This is a genomic window from Undibacterium sp. GW821-FHT11H02, assembly GCF_058808015.1.
This window is the reverse complement of record NZ_JBXARG010000003.1, coordinates 100,400-123,081: the sequence shown is the minus strand read 5'-3', so window position 1 is coordinate 123,081 and position 22,682 is coordinate 100,400. Positions and strand designations below refer to the sequence as shown.

The window sequence follows — 22,682 nt, the reverse complement described above, 5'->3', positions numbered from 1 at the left end:
TTGGGTAGCCGAAGGCCAGTGGCAGCGTGGTCGCCTTTTTTGGGTTACCTTTTTTGGCGAAGCAAAAAAGGTAACTGGCTGTCGGGCCACTCCCGACCTACAGACCCATCAGAAATCAAAAACATCCAAAACATCCAAAAAGCAAACAACTCAAAACAAACAAAAAACCTAAATCTCCTCCTGCGTCAATTCCCGAGCAAACACCTGATTCCCCGCCATCAAACCACCATCCACCGGCAACACCACCCCAGTAATCACCCTAGCCGCATCAGACGCTAGAAACATCACAGCATCCGCAATATCTTCAGGCGTAGCAAAATCGCGCAGCGGATACCATTTCTTCAAATCCTCAAACACCTGCGGATTCTTATCCACGCGCGCTTGCCACGCTTGGGTTTTTACCGTGCCAGGGCAAACCATATTTGTCCGTATCCCAAACTTGCCAAACTCCATCGCCAGTGCTTTGGTATAACTGATCAAGCCTGCTTTCGCCACGCTATATGCCGGATGCCCGAATGAAGTCATGCCATTCACGCTACCGATAATCACAATATTACCTTTGCCAGCAGCCTGCATCGCCGGGCGCACCGCTTCCACCGTATGGAAAGTCCCATTCAAGTTGAGATCCATATCTGACTTCCAGCTTTCTTCTGTTGTGCTTTGTAAAGTTAATGCCTGCGCTGCACCTGCATTGGCGACTAAAACATGCACCTCGCCGTGTAACGCAACGACGCTACTTAAGGCTTGTTTAAGTTGATTGGCATCAGTGATATCGGCCACTACTGCGCTGCAATTATCTGCACCCAACTGCGCAACTAATTCCGCTAATTGCGTCGCTTCACGATCTTGTGCATAGACGAAATCGCCAGCGTTGACAAAGGCTTGGCAAAGTGCGCGACCTATGCCGCCGCAAGCACCGGTGATGAGAATATTACGTGTCACTGTATTGGCCATTTAAAAGGTTTCCTTTAATGTCTTTGCCAGATGATCAAGCTGATATTGCGGTAGTAAACCATAGTTATAAAACGCAAAATCCTTGATACCTAATGCTTGTATTCCAGCCATCGCCGCGCCTAGTTCTGCGCCTTGATTTAAGTCTGGCAGGCCTGGCCGTAAAATGGCGCGTACTTTTTCTGGATGGCCGATTTGGCGCAAGCTTTCCCAGGCATCGGCAATCGCACGATTTGAGTTGGGTTCGTAGAATGGGATTTCTATGTAATCTGCTACTTCAGAGAGGGCTTTCAGATCACTGCCCTCAGTCCAGCAAGCTGAGGTGGGTCTTTGTACTGTCGGGATCACAGCGAGTTGACAACTTGCTGGAATCGCTGCGCGAATCTCTGCAACTAACTGGGTAACGCGGTCTTGACGCATGCTGATGAATGCCAGTAAATCAGCATCGCTGAGTAAATCCGATTGCGTCCAGCTGGCTGCTTGATCGGCATTCGCGTCGGCAGGTAAAGCCAGATAGTTTTTGATATTGTCTTGTATGCGTGTTTGCAAAGCGTCGATGGCGATGCCTTTTTCTTTCGCGGCAGTTTTGCAGGCATCGCAAAAACACATGCCCAGCATATTGTCTAACCAAGCGTTCGTGGCGACTTGTGCGAACTCGTGATGATAGCCGTGACCATAGGGTTGCCAGCCTGGTGATTCTAAGATAATGCTACTCATTGCATGTTGATGTGTGAGATCTGCACATAGATTAACGGCGTAATCGAACACGGCAGTTTGCATGGGGCAGAGGCTATACACATAGCCATCACCAAAGGCATTCTTGACTGTGTATTGGGGAAATGCCGCGCCAAGACGCGTGTTATGTAAGAGCACAGTCCAACCATGCACTTTGACTCTGCCATCGTTCAATAGCGCTGGCAATATCGCACGAATCGTATCTTCGCTGTGCGCTTGTGGTTTGATGTCGCCATAGCGACTGAAATCAGGATCGAAGTAGGTGACTCCATCTTCAGGGAAAACCACATAAGGTGGTTTTTTTGCATGCGGGCGAATAAATTTGCCGGCATGATAGGCGGTCGCCAGGGTCACATCGGTAATACCCATGGCGAGCACTTCGTCAACAAATTGTGTGACGCCGATATCGGCGATGTCCCATGCGTAGGTGTAGAGTGAACGGTAAGCGGGAAGTGTCATTGCATCCTCATAACTAAACTGCTAGCGTAAGTATTTGCATCAGGTGAGCGAAGTTTTACGCGCGATTGGCCCTACGTTTTTCATCCTTAATTTAATTGCCGCGAACTACATTAGCGCGGGATCATTTATTAAGGTTTTCTGTTTAAAGCTCCCTTCTCCCGCAAGCGGGAGAAGGGTTGGGGTTGAGGGGCATTCAGACTCGGATAAAATTGCTAAGGGCGCAAATTTGTATCTTGATTTATGGTGCCTAAAGGCTTTCGCGTTTCTGAATCACCCTCACCCTAGCCCTCTCCCGCGCCTGCGGGAGAGGGGATGTTATCGTACTAATATGGCTCTTTACACTGGCTTATAAGCCGTCACTTCTATCTCCACTTTGCAATCCACCATCATCGCCGATTGCACGCAAGAACGTGCTGGTGGATGGTCGCCAAAGTATTCTGTGTAAATACGATTGAAGGTCCAGAAGTCGCGCGTGTCGTCGAGCCAGACGCTGACTTTGACGACGTCGCTTAGTTCACAGCCTGCCAATGCCAGTACTTTCTTCACGTTTTCCATGGTGCGGCGGGTTTGTGACTCTATACCGCCTGTTTCGATTTCACCGTTTTCTTTCATCGCGACTTGACCTGAGCAAAATACAAAATCCCCAGCTCGTACTGCGGGAGAAAATGGCAAGCGCTGGCCGCCAGCGCCTGAGGGAATATTGCCGAAGCGGGTGATGTCTTTAGTCATGTTGTACTCGGAAGTTCTAGGTTTATGAATTTGGGTAGTAGCCGAGACTAAGCATACTTGTCCCGCATTGGATAGTCGTATGGGTATATTCCCTTATTTACTTCATTTACTTGATCAAGCCGCGTGCAGTAGCGACCAAGATCGCGCCTTGTCCCGCCAGATGTGCTTGCGTTTCATCTGATACGACCGTGATTTTTCCGGAAAAGTAATCATCGTTTTTGATCAAAATCGCCAAGGCTTCTTTCATAATCGGTTTGCCGCAGATCACGACCGGTGTACCTGGCATCATCTTGATTGCGGTACTGTTTTTCAAGGTCAGCAAATCCGCACCGAGGATGGCGCCGAGTAAGAAGTTGGCGCGGTCGTTTCGTTCGTAAATCGTAAATTGATCGAGGGTGCGCACATTGAAACAAGTACGACCAAGGCCTATCGTTTGCGCGGATTGTGCACCCGCTAATAACATTTCTTCGTTGATAGATGTCGCAAACTGTGAATCCAAAGATTGCGCCAAAATTGTATTGTGCGTGATCACGTACATCAGTTCGCCGGCTAAGGTCGTGACACAACCTGTGATGCGATTTTTATCGTCGATGCAGACAAATTTGGAATGCGAACCTGGCATCACCATCATGGCCGGACCTGTGATCGCCAATTGTTCAATCACGCTCATGACTTCGACTTCTTCGCCGCGCATCATGTCCATGGCTTCGCAGTTATGCAAGCCGATATTGTCGACCACATTGCGCACACCGGGCACAAACCAGATCGGCTTAGCGAAGACTTCGGGTATCGTTACCGATACCATGCCGCGCGCTAATTGTTGTAAGCCAGCTGGTGCCAATACATGGGGTAATTCAAACAGACCAACGTTGGAGCTGATCATGCCCGAGCCTATGACCAGATCGATTTGCTCTTCAGTCACTTGGGCGGCGGCCAGTGTTTTGTTAATCGTATCGCGTACGCCGTTTTGTAGTTTTTCGCGCTTACCAGTAATCGCGGTATCGCGCACACCCACTTCGCATGCTTGATGTGCCAGCACGACGCCGTCCTGCCACAGCGTTACGCGGGTATTGGTCGTGCCTGTATCGATAGTAATAATATGAGTCATGTCAAATAAGACCTAAGTGAAATTTTGGGTGACGCACGGAAGAAGCCGATTTGAATGAATGTTGACGCACACGTATTTCCCATTGTTTGTTGGTGTGTATAGAGAGGCTACAGCGGAGAGGCTACAGCGATCATCAATGACATCTTCATTCAAGCTGACTTCAACAGATTGATCGCAGCTTAACGGGCTAGGGCGGGCTGAGCAAGCGAGGAATATTTGAGATGTCATTAAAAAATATTTGAGGAGAAAATTTTAATTTACTGATTATTTTGATAATTATCTCGATTTTTCGCTGATTGTAAGCCTTGATCAGGGCTCAATTTAGGATTTTCACAAGAGCCGATTTTTCTGATTTGAAATAATTATGATCAAAATGTTAGCACCATTGGGGGTATCTTAGGCTGCATTCGCACAACAATTAAATTTCAAGCTTTCATTAAGTTTTATTAAATGAACTTCTGATATGGTATCGTTTTTCAATGAGGGTACTATGTCCAAACGTCTTCCACCACTAAACGCATTAAAGGTTTTTGAAGTCGCGGCGCGACGCTTGAACTTCACGCGTGCGGCGGAAGAATTGCATGTGACGAATGCGGCGGTCAGTCATCAGATTAAGTTGCTGGAAGATTTTCTCGGTTTAGACCTGTTCCAGCGCAGTAATAATGTCTTAAAACTGACAGAGGCGGGCGAGCGTTATTTGCCACGTATACGCGAAGGTTTCAAAATTTTTCAACAAGCAACGGACACGCTGCTTAATGATAATAATGTTTTGTTGCGCGTTGGCGTGCCACCTTCGTTTGGTTCTAAATGGCTAGTACCTCGCCTCTATCGTTTTTTAAATCGCCATCCGCAGGTTCGTGTTGAGATTGTGTCGGAGGTGGATCGTAGTTATCGCGATTGTGATATTTCTATTGATTTTCGGCGTACGCAATTTGCTGATTTTCGGATTGAACCTTTCATCGTGACTGAAGTATTTCCGGTGTGCAGCCCTGCGATTGCTAAGGCGATGACCACACCAGCGGACTTGAGCAAACAAACTTTGTTGCACGAAGTCAGTGCCATGAATGATCCCGATTATCCTAGTTGGCAATCCTGGTTTTCTACGCTGGGCGTGAATGATAAAGATGTGCGCAAAGGACCCTTGTTTACGCTGGCATTAATGGCCTTGCAGGCCGCGATTGATGGACAGGGCGTCGCACTCGGACAGTCCTTATTAGTCGAATACGATATTGCCGCCGGACGTCTGGTGCGCCCGTTTAATGTAGAGACGCCATTGCGCCTTGATTACTACTTAATTTATGCCGCGGACATGAAAGAAAACGCGGCTTTTCTCGCTTTTCATCAGTGGCTAATTAGTGAAGCGCAAGCGCGTTAAGTCTGCACCATCGTATGAGAAAAATCAGAAAATAAATCGTTGATCGAGAGTGAAAATTCTAATAAAACCTGCCGCAAAGGCGCAGAGAGCGCAGGGAATGGCAAGAGCCAAAATTGTCTTTGCGTCCTCTGCGTCTCTGCGGCTAGCACTAAGTTTTAGGTTTTAATTTTTCTACGACCGAAAAGTTTCAAATATTTTTTATGCCCCTATTTCAAAAAGATGTGCTGTTATTGAGTAGCGAAAAAGTTTTACTCGAAACTTTTGGCGCAGGTTTTTCTAAGGATCAGTTACGGCAAGAACTGTGTTCAAAGATTTTGAATGTGAGTTTTTCTAAAGAGTCTGCGACTCATCGTTGTGTGGTGTTCGCCTTACCGAAGAGTGCAGACAAAATTTCTACAACGCAGGCGCAATTCGAAGAGCTCGCCTTTTTCGGTGATAGCCAGCAATGTGTAGATTTGGCACTCGCTTGTGCAAAACAAGCAGAGAAAATCATTGTGATCGGCACACGTTCACGTGAAAACGTTTCGCGTATGACCCAGCATTATGTACATCGTCTGTGTGGCCCTCAAATATCGAAGTTAAAAAGGCTAGACCTTTAGTTCAATTTGATGAGCATGGAAAAAAATGTCGCTGTTGATAATGTTCGTTTCGTTTTACAGTTTAAAGACTATTCATCTTCTTTACCTTAAATCTCAATATGTCCGCAACTACCCATTTATTTACACGAAGCCTGATGCAAGTTGCAGTCGCGGCTGTATTTGCTACGAGCGTTGTCCTGCCAGCGAATACGTATGCCGCAGCAGTCGGCAATCTGCGTCAGATTGAAACACCCGCCAACGCTAGCAGCATCAAGATAAGCACCGACAAAGGCCATTTATTGGAAATTAATTTGCTGCGTCCAGATATGTTTCGTGTGTGGGCTGGCAGCGAAGGCAAGTTGATCGGTGCTGGCGATAAGGCCGCGCCAATAGTACTTAAGAAAGACTACGCTAAGGTTGATTATCAACTCAGCGATAAGGGTGATTACCAATTATTGCAAACCGCCAAAATGGCTTTGCGTATCTACAAAAAGCCGCTGCGTTTAGCCTTGTATAAGGCCGATAACAAGACGCTGTTATGGCAAGAAATGCAGTCACTGGACATCGCCGAGAAAAGTAGTTTTCAAACTTTATCGACCACGCCGGATGAAGTGTTTTTTGGCGGTGGTCAGCAAAATGGCAGCTATGCTTTTAAAGGAAAAACTTTAGAAGTGTCGTACTCAGGCGGCTGGGAAGAGAACGACAGGCCAAGTCCCGCACCGTTTTATATGAGTAACAAAGGCTATGGCGTGTTACGCAATACTTGGAGTAATGGCAGCTACGATTTTCGTGCCAATGATTTCATCACCACCAGTCACAATGAAAAGCGTTTTGATGCCTATTACTTTGTTGGCGATAACATCAAAGACGTGTTGAATGCTTACACAGAATTAACTGGACGCGCCAAGATGTTGCCGCGTTGGGCTTACGAATATGGCGATGCCGATTGCTACAACGATGGCGACAATATTAAGAAACCGGGCACGGTGCCAAAAGGCTGGAGTGATGGCCCAACTGGCAAAACGCCAGATGTGATTCAGTCGGTCGCAGCGAAGTATCGTGAACACGATATGCCCGGCGGCTGGATATTACCGAATGATGGTTATGGCTGCGGCTATACCGATCTCGAAGGCGTCGTTGCTGGCCTAAAGAAATTTGGTTTCCGTACCGGTCTCTGGACAGAAAACGGTGTCGATAAAATTAAGTGGGAAGTCGGCACCGCGGGTACACGTGCGCAGAAGCTTGATGTCGCTTGGACCGGTGCTGGTTACCAATTTGCACTCGATGCAAATCAAGCCGCCGCGCAGGGTATTTTGGATAATTCCAACTCCCGCCCATTTTTGTGGACGGTGATGGGATGGGCTGGTATGCAACGCTATGCTGTGACCTGGACTGGTGATCAAAGCGGTAGCTGGGATTACATACGTTGGCACATCCCGACCATCATCGGGTCTGGCTTGTCGGGGCAAGCGTATGCGACCGGCGACGTGGATGGTATCTTTGGCGGTAGTCCAGAAACTTTCACGCGTGATTTGCAATGGAAGACGTTCACTCCGGTGTTGATGGGCATGTCAGGCTGGTCGCAAAATTCACGCAAACATCCTTGGGCATTCGACGAGCCGTATCGCAGTATCAACCGCGATTACCTAAAACTCAAAATGCGCTTGATGCCGTACATGTACACCTTGGCGCAAGAAGCTGAGCAAACCGGTGCGCCGCTAGTGCGTGGTTTGATGTGGGATCATCCACACGATGCGAATGCCAATAACGAAGCCTACAAATACCAATTTTTCTTAGGAAGAGATTTGTTAGTCGCACCTGTCTATCGTAGTCAGGCTGCGAGTAAAGGCTGGCGTAAGGGGATTTATTTGCCGCAAGGGCAATGGATAGATTATGCCGATGGACGTGTACTCGATGTAGGTGCTCAGGGTAAAGTGATTGATTATCAGGTGAGCTTGGATCGCTTGCCCGTATTCGTGCGTGCAGGCGCGATTTTACCTATGTACCCTAGTGCTTTGTATGATGGCCAGGTCGCCAAAGATGTTTTGACCTGGGATATTTATCCACACGGCGATTCGATTTATACCTTGTATGAAGACGATGGCGAAAGCCGTCAATATCAGCAAGGTGAAAAAAGTACGCAAACTTTACGCGTGACTGCACCGCGTGGGGCAGCGGGTGACATCACTTTGCAACTTGAGGGCGTGCAAGGTCAGTATCAAGGCATAGAGAAAATACGGGTACAAGAATTTCAAATTCATACACGCGTAAAACCTCAGCAAGTGTTCTTACAAGCGCAAGAATTAGCTGAAGCAAAGTCACGTGCCGAATTTGATGCTGGGAATGCAGGCCTGTGGTTTTACGACGCAACTCAAAAATACGGCGTGGTGTATGTAAAAACGAGTAAGCTCGATATCCGCCAAAGTGTACAAGTGCGATTGGCGATAGCCGCGAATGCAAGCCTTGCAACAACAGATGACTATCCTGCCGCACCAACTAGCGGTGACGTAGTGGCGACAGATACTTTGATCGTACTGAATCGCCCAGCCGAAGAACCTGGTCATCCTTTAGAAAACGCTTTCGATGGCAAACCTGGAACCTGGTTCCGCACCTTGCGTGATCAATCGCAAAAAACCGGTGCGCATGAATTCACGCTGGCATTGGGTGAGCGCCGCATGATCAGAGGTTTTGAAATCGCGCCACGTAATGACAAACATTGGGAAGCAGGTCAGGTCAAAGACTTTGAAATTTATCTGGCCGATACTAATGGTGAATGGGGTAAGCCCGTATTCACCGGGCGTTTGAAAAAACAAGAAGGCAAACAACGTGTTGAATTTGCTGCCAAGGCGGGGCGTCTATTTAGATTCCGTATTTTGAGTACGCATGATCAGGATGAAGGCGGCAATGCGCAAGATCCCATGGTCTTAACGAGTAATGATGCCGCGACTGCGCCACGTGCTTATAACGCCTTTACACCATTGGCAGTGCCGCCGATTACGATTTCTGAATTTGCCTTATTAGAACAGCAGAGCCCCGATCAACCCGTGCTGCAATTGTTTTTGTCAGATCAGATTGCGCAGCTATCCAAACGCGTGCAAAAACAAAGCGCAGTGTTGAAAGACAAAGTGAACAGCAAAAAGCCAAGTAATGCCGAAGGCATGATGCAAATGAATGGCTTGAAGTTCCGTAAAGGTTTAGGCGTGGCTGACGCCAGCGACATCACGTATCGCTTGCAAGGTAATTGGCAAACATTCCGCGCTGATGTCGGTATTGATGATGCCTGTCGTGACAATGGTGGCTTGCAATTCCAAGTCTATGGCGATGGGCGGCTCTTGTTTGATAGTGGATTGATGGTCGCGCCGGCTGTGGTTAAGCCTGAATTGGATATTCGTGGCATTGAGTATTTACGTTTGACAACGACAGGCGTGAAGAAAAAATCTGGCGCGGCCGTGTGTGCAAATTGGGCCAATGCGAGCGTGATAGGATTTCGTGGAGATAAGTTGCTGAAATAGAGTGCCACAATAGAGTGCCACATCGTTTGCAATACAAAAACGCTGATCGACTTATGATCAGCGTTTTTCTTTGCGCTTGTTATTCTTTGCTATGTAAGAGATACTGGAAGCAAATAGTAAGGTTTTCTGTACTTATAAACATATGTGGTAATTCAATAATTTTTTAATATTTATAAAAATGAAAAATAATTTAAGCTTAAACAAACAGTCTGGTTTTACGCTCATCGAATTGATCGTCGTTATCGTCATTCTTGGCATACTTGCCGCCACTGCCTTACCAAGATTTGCCGATTTAGGTAAAGATGCACGTATCGCTTCCTTAAATGCCGTGCGTGGTTCGCTCAATGCGGTGTCTGTCATGGTGAAAGGCAAATATCTGCTCACCACGCCTGTGCCAACTACGGTGACTTTGGAAGGCGTCATTGTGACCTATTCTAGTTCCGCGTCCGGTTATCCAAAAGCTGAAACGAATTTAGGTACTGCCGCGGGTTTGAGTAGTGCGGACTACACGACAGTGGCACCGAGTAGTGCTGCTACGGCAAATTCGCCTGCGACCACGGCGACTGAGATTGCCTTTATTCCTGTGAGTGTTGCCGGATCGCCCAAGGGGCTGACTTGTTATGTGAAATATGCCGAGCCGGCATCGGCCTTACTTAGCCCGACGGTTGTTGTCGTCACTTCCGGTTGTTAAAAATAATGTTGCCCAAAAAAGCCAGATTTTGATCTGGCTTTTTTTACACCGTAGTTATCTAAATCCAAATTCAACTTGCTTTGCTCAAGCCTCTGTACATCCGCCGCTCGTAGTCGAGGTTTGGATCAAGAAGCGCAGCTGTTCGAGCTCTACATACCCTAGCGCTGTGGTGTTTTAGGGACGATTTGTTTTGCTGATATTGATAAATTGTACTTTAGGGTCTGGCTCTGGTGTGAGAGTGAACGACACGAGTAACACACCGGATTCGCCTTTCACTTCAAAGCTGCCACGCAATTGATTTTCGGCTTTGATTTCACCCACGCTCAGAATTTTTCCTATCGCATCTAGGTGTTTTTTGCTTTCTATCATCCAGTCTTCGCGGCTGCGATCCATAAACAAATTTTCAGCAGCGATGGTTTCACTCAAGCTCTTATCCCAAGTTTGAATTAATTGCGCCACCTGGCTCTGCCGCTTTAATAAGATTGCTGAGGCTTGTGTACTTCTGGCGGGTAAAGCTGCTTTTTCAATCAAGAGATTGAGTGCCTTTCCTGTTAGGGCATAGACCGGCCCATAACGCAAATTACTAAATGCTATGACGGCTATGCCGTGGTCCGGTGCGAAAAAAAATTGACTGCCATAACCAGGCAGGCCGCCACCATGGCCGACCGTAATCACATTCTGGCCATCACGTGTTGTGCGTAATCCATAGGCGTAGGAGATAAAACGAGGGTTAGGTGTGACCCCATCTAACATGGTTGCTTTTGTTTGCATACCTGCAAAAATTTGCGCTTGCTGCATTTCACGCAAACTGGCGCGTTTGACAGGCGCATGATCGGCCTCATTACGTGCTGGCCACGCTGAAAGATGCAAGGCGGTGTACAAGGCGAAGTCTTCTATGGTGGTGATTAAGCCGCCCATTGCGGCAGCGTCACCATCGTGCAAAATCGGCTCGGCTTCCCATTGATTGTTACGCCATTGGTAGCCCAGTGCAAATTGGCCGACTGGCGCTTTCGTGTATTCCCAAATAGTATCTTTCATCCCTAGCGGTAGCAGGATGTTTTTGCTTATGTAATCTTGAAAGCGCATCTTGCTTACTTTAGAGATGACTTTACCTAATAGAACGTAACCAAGATTGCTGTACTCAAAAGTGCCGCCCGGGACATTTGAAAAAGACAAACCGCCGCCAACAAATCGCTCCAGACTAGGATTGTTCAAAGCCATTTGGCGGTCACCCCAAGGATTATCTTCGGGCAGACCTGTTGTCATCGTCATCAAGTGTCGTATCGTAATAGCGGGTGAGTCTATGGTCGGCAAACGGACATTGCGTAACTCGGGTAAATAGAGACTCACAGGGTCATCGAGTTTTAATAATCCTTGATCTCGAAGGCGCAGTGTCGCCATCGTGGCAAAGCTCTTGGTCATGGACGCGATTCGAAATTGGGTTTTACTTGTCACAGGCGTTTTGCGTTCCAGATTCGCCATACCTTGCGAGTAAGTATGAATCAGTTTGCCATCCATCACGATGCCATAGCTTAAGCCGGGTAAATGTTCGGCACTTGCCAAGTCTACATAAAGCTTATCGACCTCGGGGATTAATGCCATGACTTTTTGTAGTCGGTTTGTATCTTTGAATTCTGCGGGTGCGTAAGTTTGTGTCGGTGCTTGTGCAGTTGCGGCGAGCGGTGTTAGCCAGCATGAAATCGCTAATGTCAGTGTTAGTAGACTCTGCAATTGATTGGGTGTAAAAGAGGACATCGAATTTCTCCGGTTGAGATTAGGGCCTGTTAACATTTAAATTGGGAGTGCGAATGCGGAAAAACGGGCACAGGGCTAGGCGTCAAGGCGCGCCTCAGTGCGAGCACTGTAAGCGACTTGCAACAACGCCATGTGCCCGTTTTACCCATTCCCGAAGGGTTCAAGCCAAAAGGCGCGATGGACAGCGTTGCAGCTCTTGCCGAGGCATCAGCCTCGGCGGCGAACTACGCCTTGCCATCCCACCTTTTGGCTTGAACGCATCTCCCGATTTAAATGTTAACAGGCCCTAACTTTCTGTGATCGATCTTAACACCGACTTTCAGTCGATTTACTAACGTTTCTCCCCTCAATAGCAATAAAAAAAGGGAGCCAATTAATCGCTCCCTTTTTTAAAACTCATTAAAGCTAATTATCTAGGCAAATATTTCCCCATCCAATTTAGCACAGTGTGATGCCAGAACAGGGAATTTGCTGGTTTCAAGATGTGATGATTCTCATCTGGGAAGGTCAGCAGTTGACTTTCAATACCGCGACGCTGCAAGGCCGTGAATGCGCCAAAAGATTGCGTACTTGGAATGCGGAAATCCATTTCACCTTGCGTTACTAACATCGGCGTTTTCCAGTTTTTTACATAGCTAACTGGATTGAACTTTTCATGCTTGGCTGGAACGTCGTAGTAGGTGCCGCCATTTTCCCATTCGTTGAACCACAGTTCTTCGGTCGAGTAATACATGGCGCGGGTATCAAATACGCCAGCGTGATTGACGATGCACTTGAAGCCATCGTTCCAGTTGCCTGCAATCCAGTTCATCATATAGCCACCGTAGGAGGCGCCTAGTGCACAAGCATTTTTACTGTCTATCCAGGAGAATTGTTTGGCGGCAGCAGCCATACCTAATTTCAGATCGACCAACGGTTTACCACCCCAATCTTGACTGATCGCATCGGTGAATTTTTGACCATAGCCGAGTGAGCCGTGGAAGTCGATAAACACCACAGCATAACCAGCGCCTGCGTAGACTTGCGGATTCCAACGATAACTCCAATTATTGGCAAAACTGCTTTGGGGCCCACCGTGAACGATGAAGGCGACAGGATATTTCTGACCTGCTTTCGCGTTCCATGGCTTCATCACGTAGCCATACACTTTTTCACCTTTGGCACCAGCATAGCTAAATTGTTCGTATTCACCGAAACGCACATCAGCTAAGGCCTGTTGGTTGACGGCGGTGACCGGCTTCCACGCAGCTTGGTTGACATTGGTGGTGAACAGTTGCGCACCAGAACCGAGATCGGCCTTGGCAATTACCGCAGTGTTGCCACGTACATCATAGCCAGCGACCGAACCTTTATCGCTTAGCGCTTTGACCGTGCCATTGTTTGCGTCAATTGCGAACAGTCGTAATTGACCGAGATCGAAGGCGCTGGTGTACAAGGTTTTGCCATCTTCTGACCACGTCAGCTTGCTTGCGGAGCGATCCCATTTTTCCGCTAAAGCCTGTTTTTTGCCAGTTTTCACATCCATCAACATGATTTGGAAACGATCAGCTTCAAAGCCTGGACGTTTCATCGCCAGATAAGCGAGTGTATTACCGTCAGGTGAAAACGCTGGTTTCGCATCCCAAGCTGGATTCTCAGCAGTCAGATTCTGTGGCGCAGCACCGCCTGTCGCGGGTACTTTGAAAAGGTCGAAGTTGGTGGACCAGGACTCGGTTTTTCCAGCGATACGTGCTGAGAATACGACGCTATTGCCGTCAGGGGTGAAGGCGTAATCTTCCTGATCGCCATCGGGCTTGGAATGAACGTCGGCTTCTAAAGCGCCCGATAAGCTGACTGGCGTCTTACTAGCGACATGATTCGCATCTAAGCTGGCGGAGTACAAAACATTGCGCCGGCCATCAGCCCAGGTATCCCAATGACGGATAAATAGTTTGTCATGGATCTTACCAGTCGCTTTGACTTTGGATTTGGCTTCTAATTTATCCTTGGTGCAAGCCAAATCAGCGCAATCGCGAAATACTTCTATCGCCATGGCGATGCGATTTTCAGTAGGCGAGACTTTGAAACTTTCCACATCGAGTGGTAAGTCCGTGACTTTTTGTGCTTCACCACCCGCCACGGCTAAACGCCAGACCTGACCGCTACCAGAACGGCTAGAGATAAAATAAATTGCGTCACCCTTAGCCGACCACTGCGGACCGGAGTTATTACCTTCATTGTTGCTAGCAAGGTTGGTGAGTTTTTTTGGTGTTGGTGTCGCATCTGTCAGATTGATCATCCACAAATCCCAGCGCCCGCGATTCTTGTCTAAGTCTGTCGTACGCTGTGCATATACGACTAATTTGCCATCGGGTGAAACTACCGGGCTGGCAACGCGTTCCATTTTGACCAAATCTTCAACCGTGAAGCCACGTTGATCTGCAAGGGCGACGGAACTCATGTTAATGCTAGCCAATGCCAAGGCGGCTGCGCTCAAAACAAAATTTCTTATTTTCATATCTTCTCCTGTGGGAATACTTGCCCGCTGCTTAGGCTAAATTGCGCGGGACGCAGCATTTTAGCCCTAAGGCTTGGTTTTGACTTTGAGGAGATATAAATATTTTGTAAAACGATGTGTATTTTTTTGAATGTTAGTGTTATAGTTAACTACAACAGTGATTTTATGATGTTTTTTGAAATCATCGTTTAATTTTCCAGCAAGCAAAGAAGCAAAGGACGCCTTATGGCAACAGCATGGAATGACAATGCGCCGATATATCGGCAATTGAAGGAACAAATCGTGGCAATGATTTTGGACGGTCGTTTAAAGACCGGCGACGCTCTGCCATCAGTACGTCAGATCGCTGCGGATTTTCAATTGAATCCTATCACTGTGTCACGTGCTTATCAGGAACTAGTCGACGAGAAAGTCGTAGAAACAAAAAGGGGACTCGGTATGTTTGTACTCGATGGCGCCAGCGATAAATTGCTAGCCAGTGAACGTGAACGTTTTCTAAACGAAGAATGGCCAGCGATGTTGCAACGTATCGCTCGTCTGGGTTTGACGGTAGAGAAATTGATCGCCGATAAAGCGACTAAGGAGGATGCATGAGCACCATTATTTCTGCTCAAGGTTTAGGTAAAAAATACGGTGCTAAGACCGTACTTAATCAAGTTAATTTTGAGATTCAGGCTGGACGTATCGTGGGTCTGATTGGCCCCAATGGGTCTGGTAAAACCACAACGCTCAAGGCGATCTTAGGATTGACTGCTTTTGATGGTGAGTTGTCCGTCTTGGGTATGAATCCACGTACGCAACGCGACGCTTTAATGAACGATGTTTGCTTTATTGCCGATGTCGCGATTCTGCCGCGTTGGTTGCGCGTCAGTGATGCGATTGATTTTGTGGAGGGTATACATCCAAAATTTAATCGAGAAAAAGCAGAGCGCTATATTGCGGCGACCAAGCTACAAGCTTCTATGAAAGTGAAAGCAATGTCCAAAGGTATGGTCGTGCAATTGCATCTGGCCTTAGTCATGGCAATTGACGCCAAAGTGCTGGTCTTAGATGAGCCGACTTTGGGCTTGGATATTCTGTATAGAAAGATGTTTTATCAGAATCTGTTGGAAGACTATTTTGACGAAAACAAAACCATCATTATTACCACGCATCAGGTAGAAGAGGTCGAACATATTTTGACCGATTTATTACTGATACGTGAGGGTGAAATCGTTCTCAACACATCGATGGATGAAGTCGCGGGACGCTTTGTTGAGGTCTTGGTAGACGCTGAGCATAAGCAGGCTGGCTTGGAATTAAAGCCCTTGGATCAACGCAGTGTATTTGGCAAAACCATCATGCTGTTCGACGGCGTGTCACCAACACAATTGGCACACTTGGGCGATACCAGAACGCCAGGTGTCGCAGATTTATTCGTCGCTTTGATGAAAGGAACTTACTGATGACTACGCAGGCAATCACAAATCATTCTCACGCAAAGAGCGCTGCTTCCACTAATGGATTGAACACCATGCGATGGTTAATAAAGCGTGAGTTTTGGGAAAATAAAGGTCTGTTTGTTTGGGGACCTGTTGCAATTGCAATTAGCATTTGTCTTGCTTATTTTGCGACTGCAATCATTGCTAGCCCGTGGAAAATGCAAGCAGGTATTTTAAGTAACGCGAAGTTAATGGAGCGAGACCCTCATGCCGCCTTAAGTTTCGCTACTTACTTTATCGCGACGATGAAAGAGTCAATTCCCTTGACCTTGCAAATGCTGATCTTTCTGATGCTATGTGTTGGAGGATTTGTTTCGATTATCTATTTGATGAGCACATTACATACGGAGCGAGCCGATCGCAGTGTTTTGTTTTGGAAATCCCTACCGATCTCTGATTGGCAAACAGTATTTTCTAAGAGCTGTTTTCCGCTATTCATTTTGCCATTGATGTTGTGGGCCATCGCTAGCTTACTATTTTTCATCTTCATTTTTTTGTACGCAATCGTATCGACATTTACTTCATTAAATTTATTCGGCGCTTTGATGCTCAATCCTGATCTATATGCTTTGCCGTTCCGGGTGTTAGCTTTGTTTCCGGTTTATGTGCTTTGGGCTTTGCCATCGGTAGGTTGGTACTTGATGGTCTCAGCATGGGCAAAATCGAGGGTGTTTCCGTTTGCGATAGGATTGCCAATTTTGACAGTGGTGATTTCACTTTTCTTAAATAAGAGTTTTCATCTTGAATGGGATGTGCGTTGGTACGCGACGCATATCGTGGCGCATCTGGTTGGGGGCGTTTTTCCCGCTGGTTGGTTGCTTGAGCAAACGAATATAGATTTACCTCAGCACTTCTTCACATTGGAGAATATTTCTAAGCAGGCTTGGCTGGCATTACAAGGAACGGGAATCTGGCTAGGCGCAATCGCAGGCGCCTTGATGTTGGCTATCGCCATCCGCATACGCCGCTTTGGTGATAGCGACCGTTAACTAGTTCGCCCTGCGGGCACCGGTTAGTAGTGAAGAACTGGTGCTCACCATGCGCATTTAAGTAAAATCGGAAAAACACTTTATCTGGGAAGCCATGCACTACGCAAGGCTCGCAGTAGTTCGTCTTTCAACTTTAAAAAAACAGTTTAATTTTCTGTCGAGAAACTTATATAAAAGGAGTCTATATGTCGGTCGTAAAAAAAACAAAAAATCTAGTTGTCTTCATGTCTTTGTTTGCGGCAGTCAACGTGAGCGGCTACCCGCAAGAGCCAGCACCTAGCACAGCCATCTCGCAAAAAAACGACAATATTAGCGTGCAGGATTTAATGCAGTTAGCAAAGGAAGCGCTTGCGCAAGAAAAATTTGCAAGTGCCGCCAATTACTATGTGCGTCTGGCCAGTATCGATACACTAAATGTGAATCATCACTACAATGCCGCGTGTGCCTTCGCTATGGATGGGCAACGTGATTCTGCGTTTACTTGGTTAGATAAATCAATTAAAGCGGGATATCTTGATTTAGAACATCTGAAGAAAGACACAGACTTAGTGTCACTGCATAAGGATGGCAGATGGCAAGTTTTACTCGATACGCTGAACGAAAAACGGAAGAAAGACGCTCGTCTGTGGGACTCTGACGTTTGGAAAATACCTTATAGCGATCAGCTTAGCGAAGATCAAAGATTAGCAGGACTGGCGAAGTTGTGGTCTGAAGTTAAGTATGGCTTTGTCTTTACCGAGAGCCTTAAAGAGCTAGACTGGGATGCGCTATTTTTTCAATATCTCCCTAAAGTCAAAGCAGCCACCAAGACAGAACAGTATTATCGATTGTTAATCAGCATGGCAGCCATGTTGAAAGATGGGCACACTCGTGTGATCCCACCAAAAGAATTGATTGATCAGTCTTTCGCAATGCCCTTGCTACGTGCTAGCTTGATCGAAGATCGTGTGATTTTGACGGAGGTCGCTGATGAGCTATTGCGCACTCAAGGTTTGGCGGTAGGTATGGAAGTACTACAGGTAAACGGTGAACCAGTAAAGCAATATCTGCAGCAACATATAGCGCCTTTTATCAGTGCTTCTACGCCGCAAGATATGCAACGACGCTTGTATGTCTCGCAGTTTTTGATGGGGCCCTTGAATGAAAGAATTGAGCTAAGCGTTCAAGATCAACACGGCAAGAAGGCGAAATACCTGGTACCGAGAGTTGATACAAAAAAGCGATCAGAATTGATGCCGGCACTGCCCGCTTTCTCCTGGCGTATGTTAGACAACAATATTGCCTATGTGGCTTTGAATTCATTCGGGACTGACGCTGCAGCGCGAGAATATCTGTCGGCTTTTCCACAAATCGCAAAAGCAAAAGCGATTATTTTTGATGTACGTAAAAACGGTGGTGGGAATGGAAGTGTGGGTTACCGAATCTTAAGTACACTGACGAATCAGCCATTTGAGGTTGGCGCGTCCAGCACCCGTGACTATAAACCCGCGATCCGTGCTTGGGGACGCACTGAACCGGCTTTTAAATTTGAAACCCGCAAAATACCCGCTGATGCGCAACTTCATTTCGCTGGCAAAGTAGTGGTCTTAAGTGCTGCGCAAACATATTCAGCGGCTGAAGATTTTTTAGTGGCTTTTGATCTGATGCAGCGAGGTATGATTATCGGGGAAGCATCGGGCGGAAGCACTGGTCAACCATTGCTCATCAATCTTCCAGGAGGGGGAATGGCAACGATCGTTAGCAAGCATGATACCTATCCAGATGGCAAAGCTTTTGTTGGCGTTGGTGTGCAGGTAGGCCGTCGCGTCTTCCACAACCTGAAAGATTTTCGCGCGAATCGAGATACGGTGCTAGAAGCTGCGATTGCTGAACTTAAGTAGTTGGTGTTTGACGCATTTTTAATCGGCAGTGTTTGCGTAAGTCTTTTGATCCCGCTTTATCTAAATTTCGTCCTCAAAAAAACTATTTTCATCTGAAATCACCTCAGAGTATGTCAATTTTGATATGCTAGAAACTTCGTTTTATTAAACGAACGATAAGAAATTTATTATTTGACATAGAGCAACAAAATAGTCGTTTTATATAATTTTTAAATGCCACAATTTTTCTACCAATGGGAACAATATGAAACTTAAACCCGTCTGTCTCGCCTGTGCATTGGCGTTTGGTTCTGCTTCTTTATCTATTTCAACTTTTGCGCAAGACGCAAAAGCGCCAGCTGCAAAGGCAGTAAAAACAACGAAAGCCGCGCCAGCTGCCACAATTCACACCTCAGTTGAAGGTATTACTGAATATCGTCTCGCAAATGGTTTGCGCGTCTTGCTGGCACCGGATGCCTCCAAGCCAACGACGACTGTCAATGTGACCTACCTGGTCGGCTCACGTCATGAAAGCTACGGCGAAACCGGGATGGCGCATTTGCTCGAACATTTATTGTTTAAGGGCACTAAGACCAGCGGTAATTTGATGGACCAATTGAGTAAGCGTGGTATGCAGTTTAATGGTACGACCTTTTATGACCGTACCAACTACTATGAGACTTTCCCAGCCAGTGAAGATAACTTGAAATGGGCATTGAACATGGAAGCGGATCGTATGATCAATTCCAAAATCGCCCGCAGTGATCTGGATACTGAGTTTTCGGTGGTACGCAATGAGATGGAAATTGGCGAAAATAATCCTTTCCGTGTGTTGTGGAAGCAATTAGCCGCCGTCACTTTTGATTGGCACAATTATGGTAATAACACCATAGGTGCGCGTGCTGACGTTGAAGGCGTCAAGATCGACAATCTGCAAGGTTTTTATCGTAAATTCTATCAACCTGACAATGCAGTATTGATGGTGGCCGGTAAGTTTGATACGACGGCGACTTTGGCACTGATAGAAAAAACATTTGGTGGGATTGCAAAACCTAGCCGTCAACTTGAAAAAACCTGGACGCGCGAACAAGCGCGTGATGGCGTCCGTGAAGTGACGGTTCGACGTGTAACTGACCAACAAATGGCAGCAGTGTTGTATCCAACAGCTGCGGGTAGTCATGCTGATGCAGCAGCCATTGCTGCTTTGGGTGATATCTTGGGTTCCGCACCAAATGGACGTTTGCATAAACAATTGGTGGAAACTAAGCAGGCGGTAGGCGTGGCCAATGTGACCTTCCAGTTGGCCGAGCCAGGCTATGCGATGTATTTGTCGATTCTGAGTAAAGATCAAAATGTTGATGCCGCGAAGAAAACTTTGATAGAAACAGTGGAGGGCTTGGAGAAAAATCCAGTCACGGAAGCAGAGCTAAAGCGCGCGAAAACAACGCTCTTGAATGAATTAGAAAAGACACTAAACGATCCACAACGCTTGTGCGTCAGCATGTCAGAATCGATAGCGATGGGCGATTGGCGTTTATTCTTTATTCAACGTGATCGTATTGAAGCATTGACGTTGGCAGACATTGCGCGCGTCGCGAAGAATTACTACAAGCAAGACAATCGTAGTTTTGGTCAGTTCATTCCAGTGGCAACACCTGATCGTGCTGAAATTCCTGAGGTGCCAGATGTTGCGAAATTAGTCGACGGTTATAAAGGTCGTGCTAAGGTTGAAGCGGGTGAGACTTTCGAAGCAACGCCAGCGAATATCGATAAGCGTACCGAGAAATTCACCTTGGCTAATGGTGCGAAAGTGGCATTGTTAAGTAAGAAAACACGTGGTGAAACCGTCAGTGGCCGTTTGAATTTACATCTGGGCGATGAAAAATCTTTGTTCGGCAAAGTGGTTCCTGCCGATATCGCTGCAGATATGTTGATGCGTGGTTCGAGTAAATTTAGCCGTGCCGAGTTGGATACGAAATTGGGTGAATTAAAAGCCAAATTGTCTGTATCAGGTGCTGGGCAAAACGTGATGATCAGCTTTGAAACTGTCCGCGCCAATTTGCCAGCTTTGTTGGACGTTATACGTGAAGTTCTACGTGCGCCAAGTTTCCCTCAATCTGAATTTGATTTGCTGGTGAAGGAAAACTTGTCGGGTCTAGAAAGTTCCCGTAATGAGCCACAAACTGCTGCTTCTGAAGCCTTGAAGGTCAAGAAAAATGCACCGTACAAAAAAGGTGACGTACGTTATGCCGCGAGCATTGACGACGGCATTGCTGAGTACAGTGCAATTAAGCTTGATGCGGTTAAAGATTTTTATAAGAACTTCTATGGCTCGAGCGCAGCAGAGTTTAGTTTAGTCGGTGATTTTGACACGGCCTTAGTGAAAACTAAATTGGCAAGTCTGATTGGTGATTGGAATAGCCCAACAAAGTTCACCCGCGCGCCGAACTTATCTGTAACTGCAGAAGCTGCTGTAGTTAAGTTGGAAACGCCGGATAAAGCAAATGCCTTCTATCTGGCCGATTTACCATTTGAATTGAATGATCAGGCCCCAGAATATGCGGCCTTATTAGTCGCTGATAATGTGCTGGGCGGCGGTATTAAATCTCGTTTGTTTGGACGTTTGCGTCAAAAAGAAGGTATCAGCTATGGCGTAGGTAGTGGCGTATCTATTCCTGCCCTAGATAAAAATGCGAGTTTGACTTTGTATGCGATGTTTGCACCACAAAATTTAGAGCGTTTGCAAAACGGCTTTAAAGAAGAGTTGGCATTGTTTGTCAAAGACGGTATCAACGCAACAGAATTGGCTGATGCAAAACAAGCTTTGGCACAGACTTTTGCCTTACGACGCGCGCAAGATCCCGCTTTGGCAGGTGCTCTGCGTAGTCAATTGTTCCTCGGTCGCAGCATGGCCTTCGACGCGGAATTAGATGCGAAGATTGCTGCGTTGACCTTAGATCAAGTTAACGCGGCAATTCGCAAATTTATCAAGCCTGAAAGTATTGCGCATTACTACGCCGGTGATTTCGCCGGTGCTGCTAAGAAAGCGGCTGCAGCAGCTAAGTAATTTGTGAGATTTGGTAAGTAAGTTGTAGCACAAAAGAAAACGCGGTGGGAGAAATCACACCGCGTTTTTTATTGAATACAAAGAAATTTTTGGCGTTTTTACATAATCACTAAACGTCCATTTTGATTCGCCACTCTGACTCGGTCACCAACGCGGAACTGCCCTGGATTATCCATCAACACTGCTTGCGTTCTGCCGTTGGCTAAGCGCAGAGTGATTTCGGTGCGCGAGACTTGTTCAGATGAAGAACGATCAACTTCGTTCCCAATCAGGCCGCCGATAATGGCACCACCGACCGTTGCTGCAGCACGGCCGCCCTCATCGTTGCTATGACTGCGACCATAATAACGACTATTGCCTCGACGGTCATAACGTGAACTGCGAGAGTGATGGTCATCGCCGCGTGCCAATTGATTGCCTATGATACCGCCTAAAATGGCACCGACGACGGCACCACCGCCGCCAGTCTCGCGAACTTGAGCAATATTTCGGATTGCTACGATTTGCGCGATATCCGAATTGTTTTGATAACTTGAATTGTAATTGTCTTGATAAGCGTAGTTATCCTGATATTGCCTTGATACCTGAGGCGCCTGCGATGCATATGGATCCCGATATACTTCTTGATATTGAGTTTGATTGGCGTATTGATTACTGTAGGCGTCGTTAGCGTTGTAATTTCTCGCAGCCGAGCTGTGATAACGATGTGCAACACAGCCTGTCAATTGGCTAAGTATCAGTACCGCAGCAATTATGATGATTTTTCGCATGATTTTTTCCTAAGAGAGTAGCGGGATAGCGCTATATGCCAACAACGCGCTCGCGATGACCGCAGTTGACGCTTATCCCCGGTATATCCCTAATCGAACTTACACAGTATTGCGCTACGCACTGCA

16 protein-coding genes are annotated in these 22,682 nt (G+C 46.8%); 9 read left to right on the top strand and 7 right to left on the bottom strand.

Going from position 1 to position 22,682, the window contains the following annotated elements:
• Positions 1–168: 168 nt before the first annotated feature.
• The 4 genes from AC1RR2_RS04505 to AC1RR2_RS04490 all read right to left on the bottom strand — a co-directional run bounded on the left by AC1RR2_RS04505 (position 169) and on the right by AC1RR2_RS04490 (position 3,982).
• On the bottom strand, positions 169–954 hold the full coding sequence (locus tag AC1RR2_RS04505) for an SDR family oxidoreductase (protein ID WP_493221103.1): 786 nt from the start codon (positions 952–954) through the stop codon (positions 169–171).
• Positions 955–2,145, bottom strand: a complete 1,191-nt coding sequence (locus AC1RR2_RS04500) for a hypothetical protein (RefSeq protein WP_493221102.1) — start codon at positions 2,143–2,145, stop codon at positions 955–957. It abuts the gene before it with no gap.
• Between the two features lie 336 nt (positions 2,146–2,481).
• The gene (locus tag AC1RR2_RS04495) at positions 2,482–2,874 is read right to left on the bottom strand and encodes a RidA family protein (protein WP_493221101.1); all 393 of its coding nucleotides are present in this window, start codon (positions 2,872–2,874) and stop codon (positions 2,482–2,484) included.
• A 106-nt stretch (positions 2,875–2,980) separates the two neighbouring features.
• A complete protein-coding gene (locus AC1RR2_RS04490; protein ID WP_493221100.1) occupies positions 2,981–3,982 on the bottom strand; it encodes a 2-dehydro-3-deoxygalactonokinase in 1,002 nt (333 codons plus the stop codon).
• Positions 3,983–4,472: 490 nt separating this feature from the next.
• Between AC1RR2_RS04490 and gcvA the strand changes: the two genes are divergently transcribed.
• From gcvA to AC1RR2_RS04470, 4 genes are all read left to right on the top strand, one after another.
• Entirely contained in the window at positions 4,473–5,357 is an 885-nt protein-coding gene (gcvA, locus tag AC1RR2_RS04485; protein WP_493221099.1) for a transcriptional regulator GcvA, read from the top strand.
• 200 nt (positions 5,358–5,557) lie between these two features.
• Positions 5,558–5,956: a hypothetical protein gene (locus tag AC1RR2_RS04480; protein WP_493221098.1), complete on the top strand. Its 399-nt coding sequence runs from the start codon at positions 5,558–5,560 to the stop codon at positions 5,954–5,956.
• 98 nt (positions 5,957–6,054) lie between these two features.
• Positions 6,055–9,447, top strand: coding sequence for a TIM-barrel domain-containing protein (locus AC1RR2_RS04475; RefSeq protein WP_493221097.1), 3,393 nt, complete (start codon positions 6,055–6,057; stop codon positions 9,445–9,447).
• Positions 9,448–9,625: 178 nt separating this feature from the next.
• The gene (locus AC1RR2_RS04470) at positions 9,626–10,138 is read left to right on the top strand and encodes a type II secretion system protein (RefSeq protein ID WP_493221096.1); all 513 of its coding nucleotides are present in this window, start codon (positions 9,626–9,628) and stop codon (positions 10,136–10,138) included.
• Positions 10,139–10,312: 174 nt separating this feature from the next.
• Here AC1RR2_RS04470 and AC1RR2_RS04465 read toward each other — a convergent pair whose 3' ends face one another.
• Together AC1RR2_RS04465 and AC1RR2_RS04460 are read right to left on the bottom strand one after the other, a co-directional pair.
• A complete protein-coding gene (locus AC1RR2_RS04465; RefSeq protein ID WP_493221095.1) occupies positions 10,313–11,893 on the bottom strand; it encodes a serine hydrolase domain-containing protein in 1,581 nt (526 codons plus the stop codon).
• A 409-nt stretch (positions 11,894–12,302) separates the two neighbouring features.
• Positions 12,303–14,390, bottom strand: a complete 2,088-nt coding sequence (locus AC1RR2_RS04460) for a S9 family peptidase (protein ID WP_493221094.1) — start codon at positions 14,388–14,390, stop codon at positions 12,303–12,305.
• A gap of 225 nt (positions 14,391–14,615) precedes the next feature.
• Here AC1RR2_RS04460 and AC1RR2_RS04455 point away from each other — a divergent pair, with 225 nt between their 5' ends.
• From AC1RR2_RS04455 to AC1RR2_RS04435, 5 genes are all read left to right on the top strand, one after another.
• Complete coding sequence (locus AC1RR2_RS04455) at positions 14,616–14,984, top strand: GntR family transcriptional regulator (protein ID WP_493221093.1); 369 nt, start codon at positions 14,616–14,618, stop codon at positions 14,982–14,984.
• A complete protein-coding gene (locus AC1RR2_RS04450; protein ID WP_493221092.1) occupies positions 14,981–15,835 on the top strand; it encodes an ABC transporter ATP-binding protein in 855 nt (284 codons plus the stop codon). Before AC1RR2_RS04455 ends, AC1RR2_RS04450 begins: the two co-directional genes overlap by 4 nt.
• A 68-nt stretch (positions 15,836–15,903) precedes the next feature.
• Positions 15,904–16,860 (top strand): hypothetical protein, encoded by a 957-nt coding sequence (locus tag AC1RR2_RS04445; protein WP_493221091.1) that lies wholly within the window; start codon positions 15,904–15,906, stop codon positions 16,858–16,860.
• Between the two features lie 185 nt (positions 16,861–17,045).
• Complete coding sequence (locus AC1RR2_RS04440; protein ID WP_493221090.1) at positions 17,046–18,740, top strand: S41 family peptidase; 1,695 nt, start codon at positions 17,046–17,048, stop codon at positions 18,738–18,740.
• Between the two features lie 244 nt (positions 18,741–18,984).
• Positions 18,985–21,786 (top strand): M16 family metallopeptidase, encoded by a 2,802-nt coding sequence (locus tag AC1RR2_RS04435; RefSeq protein WP_493221089.1) that lies wholly within the window; start codon positions 18,985–18,987, stop codon positions 21,784–21,786.
• A gap of 98 nt (positions 21,787–21,884) precedes the next feature.
• On the opposite strand, the gene AC1RR2_RS04430 is transcribed toward AC1RR2_RS04435, so the two are convergent.
• Positions 21,885–22,556, bottom strand: a complete 672-nt coding sequence (locus AC1RR2_RS04430) for a hypothetical protein (protein ID WP_493221088.1) — start codon at positions 22,554–22,556, stop codon at positions 21,885–21,887.
• Positions 22,557–22,682: the final 126 nt, after the last annotated feature.

Bases quoted from the DNA above. Each gene is read 5' to 3' on its own strand.
- gcvA (WP_493221099.1), top strand. From the start codon at position 4,473: ATGTCCAAACGTCTTCCACCACTAAACGCATTAAAGGTTTTTGAAGTC.
- AC1RR2_RS04480 (WP_493221098.1), top strand. From the start codon at position 5,558: ATGCCCCTATTTCAAAAAGATGTGCTGTTATTGAGTAGCGAAAAAGTT.
- AC1RR2_RS04460 (WP_493221094.1), bottom strand. From the start codon at position 14,390: ATGAAAATAAGAAATTTTGTTTTGAGCGCAGCCGCCTTGGCATTGGCT.
- AC1RR2_RS04475 (WP_493221097.1), top strand. From the start codon at position 6,055: ATGTCCGCAACTACCCATTTATTTACACGAAGCCTGATGCAAGTTGCA.
- AC1RR2_RS04500 (WP_493221102.1), bottom strand. From the start codon at position 2,145: ATGACACTTCCCGCTTACCGTTCACTCTACACCTACGCATGGGACATC.
- AC1RR2_RS04470 (WP_493221096.1), top strand. From the start codon at position 9,626: ATGAAAAATAATTTAAGCTTAAACAAACAGTCTGGTTTTACGCTCATC.
- AC1RR2_RS04445 (WP_493221091.1), top strand. From the start codon at position 15,904: ATGCGATGGTTAATAAAGCGTGAGTTTTGGGAAAATAAAGGTCTGTTT.
- AC1RR2_RS04430 (WP_493221088.1), bottom strand. From the start codon at position 22,556: ATGCGAAAAATCATCATAATTGCTGCGGTACTGATACTTAGCCAATTG.
- AC1RR2_RS04490 (WP_493221100.1), bottom strand. From the start codon at position 3,982: ATGACTCATATTATTACTATCGATACAGGCACGACCAATACCCGCGTA.
- AC1RR2_RS04455 (WP_493221093.1), top strand. From the start codon at position 14,616: ATGGCAACAGCATGGAATGACAATGCGCCGATATATCGGCAATTGAAG.
- AC1RR2_RS04435 (WP_493221089.1), top strand. From the start codon at position 18,985: ATGAAACTTAAACCCGTCTGTCTCGCCTGTGCATTGGCGTTTGGTTCT.
- AC1RR2_RS04505 (WP_493221103.1), bottom strand. From the start codon at position 954: ATGGCCAATACAGTGACACGTAATATTCTCATCACCGGTGCTTGCGGC.
- AC1RR2_RS04440 (WP_493221090.1), top strand. From the start codon at position 17,046: ATGTCGGTCGTAAAAAAAACAAAAAATCTAGTTGTCTTCATGTCTTTG.
- AC1RR2_RS04495 (WP_493221101.1), bottom strand. From the start codon at position 2,874: ATGACTAAAGACATCACCCGCTTCGGCAATATTCCCTCAGGCGCTGGC.
- AC1RR2_RS04450 (WP_493221092.1), top strand. From the start codon at position 14,981: ATGAGCACCATTATTTCTGCTCAAGGTTTAGGTAAAAAATACGGTGCT.
- AC1RR2_RS04465 (WP_493221095.1), bottom strand. From the start codon at position 11,893: ATGTCCTCTTTTACACCCAATCAATTGCAGAGTCTACTAACACTGACA.